The 16,294-nt window shown below is 32.7% G+C and carries 15 protein-coding genes; all 15 read left to right on the forward strand.

The genetic code is table 11. The features are described 5' to 3' along the window. Nucleotides 1-4: 4 nt before the first annotated feature. Entirely contained in the window at nucleotides 5-883 is an 879-nt protein-coding gene (locus tag G7A72_RS12155) for a class I SAM-dependent methyltransferase (RefSeq protein WP_165152662.1), read from the forward strand. After that, entirely contained in the window at nucleotides 871-1,980 is a 1,110-nt protein-coding gene (locus tag G7A72_RS12160; RefSeq protein WP_241258510.1) for a glycoside hydrolase family 99-like domain-containing protein, read from the forward strand. Before G7A72_RS12155 ends, G7A72_RS12160 begins: the two co-directional genes overlap by 13 nt. Beyond that, on the forward strand, nucleotides 1,981-2,883 hold the full coding sequence (locus G7A72_RS12165; protein WP_165152663.1) for a glycosyltransferase family 2 protein: 903 nt from the start codon (nucleotides 1,981-1,983) through the stop codon (nucleotides 2,881-2,883). It begins immediately after the preceding gene. Then, nucleotides 2,880-3,824: a glycosyltransferase gene (locus G7A72_RS12170; RefSeq protein ID WP_165152664.1), complete on the forward strand. Its 945-nt coding sequence runs from the start codon at nucleotides 2,880-2,882 to the stop codon at nucleotides 3,822-3,824. The genes G7A72_RS12165 and G7A72_RS12170 overlap by 4 nt, the downstream gene beginning before the upstream one ends. Next, nucleotides 3,825-4,973 carry a glycosyltransferase family 4 protein gene (locus tag G7A72_RS12175; RefSeq protein WP_165152665.1) on the forward strand — a complete coding sequence of 383 codons (1,149 nt, stop codon included), beginning with the start codon at nucleotides 3,825-3,827 and terminating at the stop codon, nucleotides 4,971-4,973. Beyond that, entirely contained in the window at nucleotides 4,964-5,986 is a 1,023-nt protein-coding gene (locus G7A72_RS12180; protein ID WP_165152666.1) for a glycosyltransferase family A protein, read from the forward strand. The genes G7A72_RS12175 and G7A72_RS12180 overlap by 10 nt, the downstream gene beginning before the upstream one ends. Further along, nucleotides 5,983-7,068 (forward strand): glycosyltransferase family 2 protein, encoded by a 1,086-nt coding sequence (locus G7A72_RS12185; RefSeq protein WP_165152667.1) that lies wholly within the window; start codon nucleotides 5,983-5,985, stop codon nucleotides 7,066-7,068. Before G7A72_RS12180 ends, G7A72_RS12185 begins: the two co-directional genes overlap by 4 nt. Before the next feature lie 26 nt (nucleotides 7,069-7,094). Further along, nucleotides 7,095-8,189: a glycosyltransferase family 4 protein gene (locus G7A72_RS12190; protein WP_165152668.1), complete on the forward strand. Its 1,095-nt coding sequence runs from the start codon at nucleotides 7,095-7,097 to the stop codon at nucleotides 8,187-8,189. Next, nucleotides 8,190-8,864 carry a cytidylyltransferase domain-containing protein gene (locus G7A72_RS12195; protein WP_165152669.1) on the forward strand — a complete coding sequence of 225 codons (675 nt, stop codon included), beginning with the start codon at nucleotides 8,190-8,192 and terminating at the stop codon, nucleotides 8,862-8,864. Nucleotides 8,865-8,872: 8 nt separating this feature from the next. Next, nucleotides 8,873-9,913 (forward strand): N-acetylneuraminate synthase family protein, encoded by a 1,041-nt coding sequence (locus G7A72_RS12200; protein ID WP_165152670.1) that lies wholly within the window; start codon nucleotides 8,873-8,875, stop codon nucleotides 9,911-9,913. Between the two features lie 222 nt (nucleotides 9,914-10,135). Then, the gene (gene neuC / locus G7A72_RS12205; protein ID WP_113667027.1) at nucleotides 10,136-11,266 is read left to right on the forward strand and encodes a UDP-N-acetylglucosamine 2-epimerase; all 1,131 of its coding nucleotides are present in this window, start codon (nucleotides 10,136-10,138) and stop codon (nucleotides 11,264-11,266) included. Further along, the gene (locus G7A72_RS12210) at nucleotides 11,256-12,656 is read left to right on the forward strand and encodes a UDP-glycosyltransferase (protein ID WP_165152671.1); all 1,401 of its coding nucleotides are present in this window, start codon (nucleotides 11,256-11,258) and stop codon (nucleotides 12,654-12,656) included. Before neuC ends, G7A72_RS12210 begins: the two co-directional genes overlap by 11 nt. A gap of 48 nt (nucleotides 12,657-12,704) precedes the next feature. Then, nucleotides 12,705-14,138, forward strand: coding sequence for an MBOAT family protein (locus tag G7A72_RS12215; protein ID WP_113667029.1), 1,434 nt, complete (start codon nucleotides 12,705-12,707; stop codon nucleotides 14,136-14,138). A gap of 132 nt (nucleotides 14,139-14,270) precedes the next feature. Then, the gene (locus G7A72_RS12220) at nucleotides 14,271-15,146 is read left to right on the forward strand and encodes a hypothetical protein (RefSeq protein WP_113667030.1); all 876 of its coding nucleotides are present in this window, start codon (nucleotides 14,271-14,273) and stop codon (nucleotides 15,144-15,146) included. Nucleotides 15,147-15,148: 2 nt separating this feature from the next. Continuing rightward, nucleotides 15,149-16,294, forward strand: coding sequence for a glycosyltransferase family 4 protein (locus G7A72_RS12225; protein ID WP_165152672.1), 1,146 nt, complete (start codon nucleotides 15,149-15,151; stop codon nucleotides 16,292-16,294).

Genomic DNA, 16,294 nt, shown 5'->3' on the forward strand with positions numbered 1-16,294 from the left:
AAACATGAAGGATTTAGAATGGACTGGAGAACGATTAACAACAGGAGTTAATTCTGTTCATGGAGTTATTGAACATTTGCATAGATATGCAATAGCTCAAGAAATTATTTCAAACAAAATTGTTCTAGATATTGCATCTGGAGAAGGATATGGAAGTTTTTTGCTTAGTAGAAATGCTAAAAAGGTCTACGGAGTTGATATAGATGAAAAATCAATAAATCATGCAAAGATCAAATATGCTTCTTCAAAAAATATTGAGTTTAAAGTTGGTTCTACTGATGTGATACCTCTTGAAGACAAATCTGTTGATGTAGTGATTTCTTTTGAAACCATTGAGCATCATAATAAACATGATTTAATGTTAAGTGAAATATCTAGAGTTTTAAAGGAAGATGGTTTTTTATTGATTTCTTCACCAGAAAAGAGCATTTACAGCGAAAGAGATCCTAATAACCCTTATCATATTTTGGAACTGACATTAGAAGATTTTAATGATTTACTAAAAAGAAATTTTAAAAATGTGAGATTGTTTAATCAACGATTTGTTATCGGCTCATTAATTCACCCAGTTAGTAAAAGCTCTAAATCAAAATTTGATTTGTTTGATGGTGATTATAAACATATTAAAAACGAACTAGTTAATGATGATTTCTACAATAAGCCTTTTTTTAATTTAGCCTTATGTTCTAACCAAAGTAATAATGATTGTTTTGAAGTTGGAGCATCCCTTTTTAATGGCGTTAGTGTTGTCAATAATGAAATTAAGAAAATTATATTTGAAAATGATAAAAGATATGAAGAAGTTTTGAAATCTGAGTCTTTTAGATTAGGTAATTCAATTGTTAAACGAATAAATTTAGTTAGGAAATTTTGGAAAAAATAAAACCCATAGCCATTTATCTGCCTCAATTTCATCCTATTCCAGAAAATGATTCTTGGTGGGGAAAAGGCTTTACAGAATGGACTAATGTTACCAAAGCTGAGCCCAGATTTGAGGGGCATTACCAACCTCATTTACCTGCTAATTTGGGCTTTTATGATTTGAGATTAGAGGAAACAAGACTTGCTCAGGAAGCAATGGCCAAAGAATATGGTATTCACGGTTTTTGTTATTATCACTATTGGTTTAATGGGAAAAAAATTCTGCAAGACCCTTTAGATCGAAAGCTGAAAAATTCTGAGGAAGACTTACCTTTTATGATGTGTTGGGCAAATGAGAATTGGACTAGAACTTGGGACGGAGCAAATCATAATGTACTGTTGCATCAAGAATATAGTTTTGAAGATGATTTGGCTCATATAGAACATTTAATTCCTTTTTTTAAGGATAATCGATATATAAAAGTAAATGGTAAACCTATTTTTATAGTTTATCGTCCAAAATTGTTTCCAGATATAAAAAAAACAATTTCTATATGGAGAAAAGCAGTTCAAGAAGCTGGTTTTCCAGATCTTTATATAGGTTTTGCACAAAATGTTGAACATTCGTTTTCTCCAAATGAAAAGGGTTTTGATTTTGGTTTTCAATTCCAACCCAATTTCGGAAGTCAATCTAAAGGTATACCCTATGGTATAACTAAAATGAGAAGGTTAAAACATAAGTTTAAAGTATTACTAGGATATAGAATTAAAAAAAAATTAGGTATAAAGTTTAAGGAATTTGATAGTTATTATGATTATGATACTTATTGTGACATTCAAAAGAAAATTGGTTTTAGGAAGGATGTTTATCCTGGTATAACTCCTATGTGGGATAATTCAGCTAGACGAAAAGAGCACCCTTTTATATTACATGATTCAACTCCTGAAAAATATAAAAAATGGTTGAGTTATATAAGAGAAAATTATCCTTGGGACACTGTTCCAGAGAGTTTTTTGTTTATCAATGCATGGAACGAATGGGCAGAAGGAAATCATTTGGAACCTTGTCAAAAATGGGGAACAGCCTATTTAGAAGTTACAAAAGAAGTTCTAGAATAAATGTTAGCAATAATAATCCCATATTATAAATTCACTTTCTTTGAAGCGACATTAGATTCTTTAGCGGCTCAAACCAATCAGAATTTTAAGGTTTACATTGGTGATGATGCTAGTCCTGAGAGTCCAAATGATTTGTTAGAAAAGTACCAACAAAAGTTTGATTTTGTATATCATCGGTTTGATGAGAATCTGGGAGGGACTTCACTTACTCAACAATGGGAACGCTGTATTGCATTATCAAATAATGAAGAATGGATAATGATTTTGGGAGATGATGATGTGTTAGGGGAAAATGTAGTGGATGCTTTTTATGCGAATTTGTTAGAAATAAAAAAGGAGGGAGTTAATGTAGTGCGGTTTTCGACGCAATCAATAGATAAAGTAAAAAATATAATTTCAAAAGTTTATATAAATCCAAAAGTTGAAAAGGCAACCGACTTTTATTACCGAAGACATTCTGGGGATGTGAGAAGTTCATTGTCTGAGCATATTTTTAGAAGGAAAAGTTTTTTAAAGTACAAATTCAAAAATTATCCTTTGGCTTGGCATAGTGATGATTATGCGTGGATAGAGTTCGCTGAAAACAAACCTGTTTTTGCAATAAATGATGCAATTGTAACTGTTGTTATTTCTTGTGAAAGCTTGACGGGTAGGACTACTAATTTACTAAAAAAAAATATTGCTAGGTCTCTATTTTATATGGATTTGGTAAAGAACAATCTAAACTTGTTTGATGAAAATATGCGTTTGCCACTTTTATTGCAAGCAGAGATTGCTATAAAAATAAACAGAAAATTAACGTTAAAGGAATGGAATGTTTTGTTTTTTGAATATCTAAAAAATTATTCAACTTTACCAATGTTAAAATTTATAAGAAGATTTGTAAAAAGTTTATTTCAATGAATTTGCCTTTAATCTCCATAATAATCCCAACATACAACCGAGCCAATTTAATAGGTGAAACGCTCGATAGTATTCTAGTACAAACGTACCTTAATTGGGAATGTATTGTGGTCGATGACGATAGTACAGATAATACTATTGAGGTCATTCGTGAATATATTAAAAAAGACAGTCGTTTTCAATACCACAAAAGACCAATTAATAAATTAAAAGGCCCCAACTCCTGTAGAAATTATGGGTTCGAATTGAGTAAAGGCGAATATATTCAATGGTTTGATAGCGATGATGTAATGCGTTCTGATTTATTAAAACGTCAATTTCAATCATTCGATGAAAATATTGATTTTAGTGTTTGTAAAGTAGCTTATTATGATTTTGAGAATGATTTAGTTTTAAAAGAAAACAGAATTTATTCATACGATTTAATAGAAGACTATCTTACTGGAAAGATTTCTTTTTATATTTCAGGACCATTGTGGAAAAGAACTTTTTTAGAAAAACAATCGGAACTTTTTGATGAAAAAATTTCAAATTTAGATGATTGGGATTTCAATCTTCGAATGTTATATCAAAAGCCGGCAATTGTTTATATAAATGAGCCATTAATTCAATACAGAATCCATGAAAATTCCTTGTCAAATGAAATCAATAAACTTAATTTTGATGAAATTCAATCTGAATTTTATACAAGAGAGAAACATTTGAAATTAGTCGTAATAAATAAACAGGCTAATATAAGGGTGTTGCAAAATTATATTAAGATACGCTATAAGTTTTTATTAAGAGAAGCAGTTGTTAAAAAACATAAAAGCAAATTTCCTCTTTTGATAAAACTGTTAAATAAGCAAATTATGGGTTTTGATATTAAAAGTAGTTGCAAGACAATAATTGGGTTTTTAGTTTTTAGTATTTTGGGTAAAGGGTATAAATTATTAAAATAAATGAAAATTCTTTTTATTTCCATGCCGTCTGTTCATGTAATCCGTTGGATAGCAAATCTAAAAGATACTTCGTATGAGTTGTATTGGTTTGATGTTTTGGGTAGAGGTCGATTAGAGACTTTAGATTCTGTTCGCCAATTTACAGCTTGGAAAAAAAGAAAATTACCTTATAACAAAGGAGAATATTTTTTGGGTAAAAGATTTCCTTTTTTGTATAAAACAATTCAACCCTTTTTGGAAGTAACGGCAAACGAGGCATTAGAAAAAATAATTTTACAAATTCAACCTGACATTGTTCACAGTTTTGAAATGCAAAGTTGCTCGTACCCTATTTTAAAAACGATGCGAAAATATCCGAATATAAAGTGGCTCTATTCGTGTTGGGGTAGTGATTTGTTTTATTACCAGCAGTTTCCAAATCACTTAAATGAAATAAAGAAGGTTTTAAAGAAAATTAATTATTTGCATACTGATTGCACAAGAGATTTAGTACTTGCGCGACAATTTGGCTTTTCAGGAACGCATGTTGGAGTAATTCCAGGTGGTGCGGGTTATGATTTAAGTTTGTTGGATGAGTTTAAACAACCAATATGTCATAGGAAAATCATATTAGTTAAAGGATACGAACATCAATTTGGTAGAGGTTTGAATATTGTAAAAGCATTGCATTTACTTGAGCATGAAATTCAAGATTTTGAAGTAGTAGTTTTTGGAGCACATACCAAAGTAATTGATTATATAGAATTTAATCATCTTAATTTTAAGTTTTTTGACAGACAAGTACTTTCTCATCAAGAATTGATGGCGTTAATGGGAAAGTCGTTACTTTATATTGGAAATAGTATTTCTGATGGTATGCCTAATACCTTATTGGAAGCCATAGTTATGGGTGTATTTCCTATTCAGTCTAATCCAGGGGGTACAACAGCCGAAATTGTAAATCATAAAAAAAACGGTTTATTGATAGATAATACGGAAGATGTAGCTGCTATAAAAGACTTAATTATTTTAGCAATTTCAAATTCTAAAATGCGTACAAATGCATTTGAAGAGAATCAAATAATTTCTAGAAATTATTTAGATTATAATTCGAACCAACAAAAAATAGTAGATTTATATCAGAAAATAGAAAACGATTTATGCGAGTAGGCTTCAATCCACATAAAGACCAACCTCAGCAAGAATCTGATTATTTTCATCAGGTTGTTGTTCCTGTTTATATACCTAATGAAGAAGGTTATTTTAAAGATAGTTTTAAAATATTCAAATTATGTCTTGATTCACTATTTAAAACTATTCATAAAAAAACATATATTACTATTGTAAATAATGGCAGTTGTGATGTAGTTATTGCTTATCTAAACAAGTTATTTTTAGATGGGGAAATTCAAGAAATTATCAATACCAGTAATATTGGCAAATTAAATGCAATTGTAAAAGGAATTGTGGGGCATGATTTTTCTTTGGTTACGGTTACAGATGCTGATGTGTTATTTTTAAAGAATTGGCAAAAAGCAACTTATTCTGTTTTTGAGGCATTTCCTAAAACAGGCGTTGTCTGTTCAACACCATCTTCAAGATCTTTACGAACTTATACGGCAAATATATATTGGGATTTGTTTTTTTCAAAAAGACTACATTTCTCTAAAGTTGATAATCGAGATGCCTTAAAAATGTTTGCTCATAGTGTTGGGAATGCAGCGTTTTATAATGAGATTCAATTACAAAAGTATTTGACGGTTTCTCATAATGAAACTAAAGCAGTTGTAGGAGCGGGGCATTTTATAGCTACTTACAGAGGAGATGTCATCGATAATTTTGAAAGTACATTCTCAAAATACAAATTAGGAGGTGATAGTGAGGGCAAATTTTTAGATCTACCAGTGGTGAAAAAAGGATTTTGGCGTTTGTCTACTGTTGATAATTATACGTACCACATGGGGAACAGTATCGAAGAGTGGATGTCTGATGAAGTTTCAAAATTAGAAAAACAAGAGCATATTCTTGATTTTAAATTAGTGCCCTATCTCCCTGATGGGAAGTGGGTTTATTATTTAAAAACGAAACTTTTTGGAAAATTTATTTTAAATAAAAAAATGATGCCGTATTTTTTAATCTGGAAAGGATTAAGTAAAGAAGAATCTAAAAACTATTTGAAATGATAACCATTATTTACCCTTATCGCAACAGAGAATTATCTAGAATTAAGCGGTCTTTAGATTCCTTAGTGCATCAAGACAATAAAAACTTCAGAGTTTTATTTGTTGATTATGGTTCTTCTATTCCGTTTGCTGATGAGGTTAAGAACTTAGTTTTGAGTTATAGTTTTGCAACATATCAGTATAGTTACACTCTTTATCAACCTTGGTCTAGGTCTAAAGCCATCAATATTGGTTTGAAATGGGTTCAAACACCGTATGTATTTGTCGCGGATATTGATGTTATTTTTAGAAATGATTTTATTTCTATGCTAAATAATCTAGCCAGTTCAGCTAGATGCTATTATTTTAAAGTAGGTTTTTTGAGCGAACCAGAAACGAGTGTGATAAAAAAGTTTTCGGAATATCAAATTTCATTTTCTAGTGAAATGGGTGCACAAGGACTTTCATTATTTCCATTACAAGCCGTTCAGGGAATTCATGGATTTGATGAGTTTTTGCATTTCTGGGGAGCCGAAGATATCGATATTCATAACAGATTGACTAGAACTGGAATTGAAAGCCTCTTTTACAATGATCAAATTTTACTGTTACACCAATGGCATAAAAGCTATCGAAAAGGCGAAACGGATGTGTTGAGTAATGAGTTACAATTGAAAGGGGTTGTTCAGTTAAACCACCAACATTTAATTACCCACCAAAATAGGGGCGTAACAATACCCAATTTTAAAACTTGGGGAGAAACCATTTCAGAAACTGATTTTAATGAATTAAATGATTTCGATAACCAGATTGTTATAAATAATACAAAGGAAAGAGTAACTCATTTTTTATTTGTTGAATTACCACAATTTCAAAACGGAATTTTATCAGTTCGTTTTGTAGAAGATTCATTTCAAAATTCGATAAAGTATAAAATAAAAAAAACAGTAGGTAAAAAAGTACCAAACTATTATAATTTAAAAGAAATAAATGACATGCTGTTGTTGCATATTATTTCTTTTTATCATCAATTGCCATACACTTTTAAAATTAGTGCTGATTTAAAAAGTATCTCTTTCAAAATAAAAAAGCAATCGTTCTAGAAAATACTATTTTTACAAAAAAACAAATGCCGAAAGTAATTCTCTTATCACAATTTCCTCTTCCGTATGCTCATATAGGAAGCTGGACTACGATGTACTTTAATTATTTGAAAGCAAATCATCAAATAGATTATATTATTTGCAAAGAGCCAGAATCACGTATTGAAACCGTAAAATATGAGGTTCTTTCGCATAGTACGATTTTAAAAATAAAGCAGAAATTTTTAAGACAACCGTACCTAGCCTATTTAGACGCTTTAAAAAAAATCGTAAAAACGAATGAGAAGTATATCATTCAAGTTGTTGATCATTTTGGGATTATAAAACCATTACAGAAATTTTTGCTGCAAAATGGATTACGACAAAATTGTCAAATTCAGTTTTTCTACCACGGATTCCCTCCTTTTCATGAAAATTTTAGAGGAAGAGATTTTTTTGAATCTATAGATGAAATGGTAGTACTCACCCATGATAGTTACAAGGTACACAAAGATTATTATACCGTTTTGCCAACACGATTTTCTGTACTGCATAATGGAATTGATACTTCAAAATTTCAAAAAGTAACTAACGAACAAAAACAAATTCTAAAAGAAGAATTAGAATTAAAAGATAAAAAAGTATTTATTTGGTGCTCTAAAGATTTTCCTAAAAAAGGATTAGATTTTATTTTAGATGTTTGGAAAAAAATTCATAAAACAGATAAAAACACAGTTCTGTTGGTTGTGGGAGCAACTCGCAGCAACCCAATTGATGGTGTTCTTTTTTTGGGTAAAATTCAAAACCAGGAACTCCCTAAGTTTTATCAGATGGCAGATTGTTATTTGTTTCCTACTTTATGGCATGAAGGTTTTGGTTTAACTTTAATCGAAGCATTACATTCTGGCTGTTATTGTATTGCATCAGCCTTGGGTGGTATTCCAGAAGTTTTGCAACACGGAAAGTTAGGGAAGTTGATTGAAAATCCTCATTTTCAACAAGAATGGGAAGAGGCTATTTTAGATTTTTTAAATCAAAAAGAAGGTAATGATATTGTTATACCAAAAACTTTATATTCCACTCAAAGCTGGAATTCAGGCATGAATACAATTATTGAAAATGCAAAAAATAGGATACAATAAATGAAAAACATAGCCATCATTCCTGCCCGTGGAGGATCAAAACGCATCCCGGAGAAGAACATTCAATTGTTTGGAGGATTGCCTTTATTGGTGCATTCGATACAGTATGCAGTTGTAAATAGTGCCATTATTGATGCTGTTTATGTTTCTACAGATGATCCCGCCATAAAAGAAATCGCATTGGCCTATGGGGCTAAAGTGATTGACAGACCAGATCATCTTTCAGGAGATTTGGAGCCAACTATTACTGCTCTCCAGCATGTTCTGGGAAATATAGGTTTTGAAGTTGAAAATGTCATATTGTTGCAGACCACAAACCCGTTGCGCCCGCCAAATTTGTTAAAAGATTGCGTGGAGAAATTCCAAAATGAAAAAGTCGATAGTTTGTTTACCGTTACTCAAAACTATCAGAAATTCGGAAAAATTACATCTGATACCTTTGTTCCGTTTAATTACGAAATTGGGCAACGCAGCCAGGATTTAGAACCGCTTTATTTTGAAAATGGATTGTTGTATATTACAAAGGCAAAGTCTATTCTTGAAAATAAAATAATTACTGAAAATGCATTTCCTTATCTGGTAAATCATATTTTTGCCCATGTAGATATTGATACGAAAGAAGATATGGAGTATGCAGCTTTTCTCTATCAAAAATTTACAACTCCTAACTACTAATTTATTTCATGAACCTCTATATAGAAATTGCCGGACGAAAAATAGGCCCTGATTATCCACCCTTAGTTATTGCTGAAATAGGCATTAATCACGAAGGCTCTTTGGCTGTAGCCAAAGATATGGTTGATGCTGCAAAAAGGGCGGGTGTTGAGATGGTGAAGCACCAAACCCATATTGTAGCAGACGAAATGTCTGGAGCTGCTAAAAAAGTAATTCCAGGCAATGCGGATGTTTCTATTTACGAAATTATGGAACGTTGTTCGTTGAACGAAGCTGACGAATTGGACTTAAAAAAGTATGTGGAGAGTAAAGGAATGCTCTTTATATCAACTCCTTTTTCTCGCGCTGCAGCTGATAGGTTAGAGAAATTCGATGTACCAGCCTATAAAATTGGCTCCGGCGAATGCAATAATTATCCTTTATTGGAGCACATTGCTTCTTTTGGAAAGCCCGTAATTTTGAGTACTGGGATGAATACTATTGCAAGTATTCGCAAAGCGATTGCTATTTTTGATAAACATAAAGTCCCTGTTGCACTATTGCATACTACTAATTTATATCCCACACCGATTCATTTGGTTCGATTTGGAGCCATGATGGAAATGCATCACGCTTTTCCAGATAAAATTTTTGGTTTATCGGATCATACATTGAACAACAATGCTTGTTTGGGAGCAGTAGCTTTGGGTGCCAGTATTCTGGAACGCCATTTTACAGACCACATGCAGCGGACAGGTCCAGATATTGTATGCAGTATGGATGAACAAGCTACAAAGGATTTACTATTAAGTTCCAATGAAATGTGGCAAATGCGCGGTGGAGTCAAGGAACCCGCTTTAGAAGAACAGGTAACTATAGATTTTGCTTTTGCTGCCGTTTGTGCGATTAAACCAATACAAAAAGGAGATGTGCTTACCAAAGAAAATATTTGGGTGAAACGTCCTGGAACCGGAAAGATTCTAGCAGAACATTTTAATGATTTAATAGGTAAAGTGGCAACCCGAACTATTGCTAATGACGAACAATTAAATTGGATCGATTTTGCTTAGTGGTTACTTTATCCTATTTTGTTTGAATAAAAATTAAAGCCCATTAGCCCATTGGGGGTACTTACTATTAAAAATGGTTCTCGATACATTTTTTGTTTCGTTTTACTACACAAAAAAACACTGGAACTGACGTTCTGGATAATTGCACCCAATGGATGCATATACATAAATAATATAGATTACTAAAAATATCTCGACTGCGCTCGACATGACAGCATAATAATGAAAAAAATAGTATTCCTGACGGGAACCCGAGCTGATTTTGGTAAAATAAAATCACTGATTACCATCCTTGAAGATCAAGATGATTTTGAAGTATTTGTATTTGTTACCGGAATGCATTTACAAGAAACCTATGGATACACCCTGATAGAAATTCAGCGGTGTCATTTTAAGAATGTTTCTACTTTTGAAAATCACACGCATGAAACCACGATGGATTTAACTTTGGCTAAAACCATTGAAGGCTTATCAAGCTATTGTAAAGAAGTAAGCCCTGATTTGATTGTGGTTCACGGTGACAGAGTTGAAACTTTGGCTGGTGCTATTGTGGGTTCTTTAAATAATATTTTGGTTGCTCATATTGAAGGCGGTGAACTCTCAGGAACGGTAGATGAATTGATTCGGCATAGTGTAAGTAAATTGAGTCACATTCATTTTGTTTCTAATGCAGATGCGGCCAAACGGTTGTTGCAAATGGGAGAGGTTCAAGAATCTATTTTTACTATTGGTTCGCCAGATGTTGACGTAATGTTCTCGGATACATTACCGGAACTAGCTGTGGCAAAAAGTTACTATCAAATAGATTTTGATGTGTTTGCTATTGTTATGTTTCATCCAGTTACTACAGAAATAGACCAGATGGAGCAGCATGCTATTCAATTTGTAACGGCATTATTAGAAGATACTCACAATTATTTAGTGGTTTATCCCAACAATGATTTAGGAAGTCGATTGGTTTTAAGTGCCTATGAACAGTTAAAAGGGAACTCTCGATTTCGAATTATTCCTTCTTTACGATTTGAATATTTTTTAACGTTACTCAAGAATGCTCAATTTATAATAGGAAATAGCAGTGCCGGAATTCGTGAAGCGCCTTACTATGGAGTTCCTATTATTAATATTGGAACGCGTCAACAGAATCGTGTTGTAGATGCTGCTATAATCAATATAGATTATAACAAAGAAAGCATCGTTAAAGCGCTACGTTCTATCAAGACAAATAAAATTAAACATGTGAATCCTGATTTTGGAATTGGAAATAGTGCCCATTTGTTTTTAGATTCTTTGAAAAAAAACGATATTTGGAATCTGAACCACCAAAAACAGTTTAGAGATTTTAATGACAAATAAAAAGATTTTTGTATTGCTTCCAGATGGAATTGGATTGAAAAATTTTGCCTTCTCTGATTTTTATAAATTAGGCATTGATGCAGGTTTTGTTATTAAGTATTGGAATGCTACCCCTTTTGATTTAAAGGATTTGAGATTTGATGAAATAAAAATTCAAAATTCAAAATCACATCCGCTTACTGAAGTATATAAAAATGCACGTAAGCATATTGAGTTAAACAGAAGCATTACTAGAACGAAAGATTCTGTATATGATTCGTATCGCTTTCCGTTTGAATATAAAGGTATAAAGAAAGCACTAAAAAGCGGATTTACCCGATTCCTAGTTGTAAGCCATTCTACCGAAAGTGGTTTGCAGCGCATTCGGAATCAAATAAAAAACCAGGAACGCAAGACTTTGTATTATCATCAAAGCATGGAAACCTTGCAAAAGGAACAACCTGCATTTGTTTTTTGTACGAATCAACGCCCTATGGCTGCTATTGCACCATTATTGGCAGCACAAGATTTAGGGATTCCTACGGCTACATTCATTTTTTCATGGGACAATATACCCAAAGCGACGATGGTTGTGGAAACTGATTATTACTTTGTATGGAGTGATCACATGAAACAGGAATTACTTTTGTATTATCCGTATCTTAAGCAAGAACAAATTTTTATTACAGGAACGCCACAGTTCGAATCTCATTTTAATCAAAGCAAATTGCTTTCCAGAGATGCTTTTTTTGAGCAAAACAGACTGGATTTAGATAAAAAATACATTTGTTATTCTGGGGATGATGTTACTACAAGTCCTAATGACCCAAAATACCTTGAGGATGTTGCAATAACCATACGGGAATTGAATAAAAAAGGGTATCTGTTGGGCGTTATTTTCCGACGTTGCCCTGTTGACTTTTCTAGCCGTTTCGATAAAGTATTAGATGATTATCAAGACGTGATCACCGCTATTGTACCACTTTGGGAAAAAGTAGGTAAGGAATGGAATACTGTTTTTCCTGCTCAAGCTGATATTGATTTGCAAATGAATACTATCGCCCATACTGAAATGGTAATCAATTTAGGATCTTCCATGGTTTTTGATTATGTGGCTCATCATAAATCATGTACTTTTATTAATTATAATATTCCTAACGCACTACTTCCAATTTGGTCTGTTGAAAAAATATACAATTACATCCACTTTCGCTCAATGCCCAATGAAACTGCTGTTTTTTGGATTGACAAACCTGAATCCATAGCTGGAATAATTGAAAACGTGATTAAGGGCGATCAATCGTCCATTAAAAGTGCAAAGCAATGGTTCGAAATTATTAATCAACATCCCCCGGAAGAAGCATCGTCCCGAATTTGGAAGTCGATTAAAACCATTATTTATAAAGAATAATCCTTTTCTTTGCAGCATAAAATAGATTACAATTTTTTACAATCAATTATGTTTTTCAATTCCTTATCCTTTGCTATTTTTCTGCCTATCGTATTTGTACTATATTGGTTTGTTTTTAATAAAACTAAAAGCACTCAAAATGCAGTCCTCATTATAGCGAGTTATTATTTCTATTCCTGTTGGGATTGGCGTTTTTTATTCTTGTTAATTTTCTCCACGTTTTTAGATTACTATACCGGTATTCGCATTGAAAAAGCCAAGACAGCAATGGGTCGAAAATTATGGTTTTGGTTCACTATTACCATAAATCTAGGTTTCTTAGGCGTCTTTAAATACTATAATTTTTTTGCAGATTCCTTTTCCGAGTTTTTGAACGGCCTTGGATTACAAACAAGTCCTTTACTCCTTAACGTTATTCTGCCGGTAGGCATTTCCTTTTATACGTTTCACGGATTGTCCTATGTGATTGATATTTATCTAAAAAGAATAAAAGCCGAATATAACTTTGTGGATTATTCGCTGTTTGTCAGTTATTTTCCATTGCTGGTTGCCGGACCTATAGAAAGAGCGACCCATTTATTGCCTCAGGTAAAAGTAAAACGAACGTTTGATTTTGATAAAGCCAAAGAAGGGGTGTATCAGTTTGTTTGGGGATTGGTCAAGAAAGTAGTCATTGCAGATACCTGTGCCACCTATGCCAATGCTATTTTTGACAATTATGAATCCATGAATTCGTTGTCGTTGCTGTTGGGTGCTTTCTATTTCGCTTTCCAGATTTATGGTGATTTTTCGGGTTATTCTGACATGGCTTTGGGAATGTCCAAGCTATTTGGAATTGATTTACTGCGTAATTTTAATTATCCTTATTTTTCCAGAGATATCGCTGAGTTTTGGCGGCGTTGGCACATCTCACTCTCGTCCTGGTTCCGGGATTATTTATATATTCCTCTAGGGGGAAGCAGTGGAGGTATGGGTATGAAAATTCGCAATACTTTTATCATTTTTATAGTGAGCGGATTTTGGCATGGGGCCAACTGGACTTTTATTGCTTGGGGGTTTATCAATGCGTTGTATTTTTTACCGCTATTGCTTTTAAAGAAGAATCGGTCTAATATGGAAACGGTGCAATTGTATTGGAATTTTGATTCGTTCAAAGTTTTTTTAAGCATGGTCAGCACGTTTCTTTTGACCTGTTTGGCCTGGATATTCTTCCGAGCAAAATCGATAGGGGAAGCTTTTGATTATATTGGTCGGATTTTTACCAATCAAAGTTTTCAGTCTCAATACTTAGAAAACGAACGCTATAATTATGAAATAATACTCTTGATTCTGGGCTTTGTATTGGTCGAATGGAAGAGCCGAACACAAGTAGAGCCTATTTCAGGAAAATACAGTAGTTTGAAATTAGCGTTATGCATTGCGGCCGTAGTTGCTTTAGGAACGTACTCCGATTATAAGGAATTTATTTATTTTCAGTTTTGAATTGTTTAATCAAGCGCAGTTGAGTCTCATTTAAAAGTTAAATCGTCTCTACTGCGCACGAAGTGACAGTAGGAGTTGTAATATGATGCTTTTGTTACAATTTCACAAACAACAATAATTATAAAGTTACGCATGAAAAAATTTATAGTATTCGCTTTCAAAACACTAATAGTAACGGTATTAATTGCTGTTGCCTTAGACTTTATATATACCGCTGTTTATTTGAATTCTTCCAACAGAGGTAAAATAGACTACATTTATAATTCTAAAGCCAGAAAATATGATGTGGTGATTTTAGGCTCCTCCAGAGCGAACAATCATTTTGTTGCTCCGATGTTTGAGGAAAAAGGATTGAAAACCTTTAATTTTGGCATGAGTGGTTCCCATTTATTTGAAGCTTCGCTAATGCTAAAGCTGATGGTAGAGCGTAAGTACGTTATAAAAAACCTAATACTGGAAACAGATTTGAATCTGTCTAATGAGCATCAAGCAGAAGGAATAGCAGCCAAATTTTTGCCTTATATTCATCAATCGGATATTATTAAGGAGCATTTTTCTAAGGAGAAAAATTTCAAACAATTGTATTATATCCCGTTCTACCGCTATGTTGCTTTTGACTCCAAAATTGGATTTAGGGAAATGTTCTTTAATAGTATTCATAAGAAAACAGTTCATTTAGATAACCAAGGGTATTATCCATTAGGGAATAAAAAGGGGAATATGAAAAATGATATACGAGCTTTGAAACCCATACCCAATAAGTATTATCAAGAAATCAAGCAAATTTGTGTAGCCAATAATATTAATTTTATAGCGATCATGACACCGATGTGTACCAATACCAAAGGATTGGATTATTTTGATAAAGTAAAAAAACTGTATCCGGAAGTTCACAATTATGAAAACGTAGTGTTAGAAGATCGTTATTTTTCGTCTTGCGGACACATGAATGACACAGGTGCTAGATTGTTTACTGCCCGAATTATAAAAGATTTTTTTAATAATTAATTATGCACATTGCTTTTCTGACTCCTGAATATCCTCATGTGCGTGTGCTTCATTCAGCCGGTATTGGTACAAGTATCAAAAACTTGGCTGTTGCTTTAACTCAAAAGGGAGTGAAGGTATCCGTTTTTGTTTATGGTCAAAATGAAGCTGTTGATTTTGAAGAGGAAGGAGTAAAACTTCATTTGATAAAAGCACAGAAATATAAAATATTGGGTTGGTATTTGCATCGAAAATACATTCAAAATCATCTTAATACATTAATTATTTCGGAGCACATTGATTTGGTTGAAGCACCCGATTGGACTGGAATTACCGCTTTTATGAATCTGAAAGTACCATTGGTGATTCGTTTTCACGGGAGTGATGCTTATTTTTGTCATCTAGAAAATAGAAAACAGAAATTAAAAAACTATTGGTTTGAAAAATTAGCTATTCAAAAAGCGAAGGCATTTATAGCCCCGACTACTTTTGCTGGTCAGCTTTCCCAAAAAATATTTAACATTAAAAATAAAACGATACAAACGATCCATAATGGATTGGATTTGCATTATTTCCACAACTCCAATCCTGAAAACTTCGAAAAAACGGTAATTCTTTATATAGGGACGATTATTCGGAAAAAAGGAATTCTCGAATTGCCCGCTATTTTTAATTTAGTAAGGCAAAAACATCCGGGTGCCTCACTAGTTTTAATTGGAAGTGATTCGTTTGACATTACAACACAGTCGCAATCTACTTGGGAATTAATGCAAAAAGAATTCAAAGTTAATGATTTTGAAAAAGTTTCTTACTTAGGTAAAATTCCATACCAAGCAGTACTTGAGCATCTAAAAAAAGCCCATGTTTGTGTATTTCCCGCCTTTGCTGAAACGTTGGGAATGGTCACTATAGAATCTATGGCGATGCAAAAAACGATAGTCAATAGTAATATTGGTTGGGCAAAAGAAATGATTGTTGATGGTGAAAGCGGTTATTTGGTTCATCCAAAAGACCATGAGTTGTTTGCCAATAGAATAAATTCTGTTTTTGAGAATACAGATTTGATGATACAAATAGGGAAAAACGCACGAGAAAGAGTTAAGGCGAAATTTGATATTGAGAAAATAGCAATAGAAAACATTGCATTTTATAAATCTCTAATAGTTTAA

Origin of the sequence: Flavobacterium sp. Sr18, from assembly GCF_011064265.1 — a bacterium.
Taxonomy (GTDB): Bacteria; Bacteroidota; Bacteroidia; order Flavobacteriales; family Flavobacteriaceae; genus Flavobacterium; species Flavobacterium petrolei.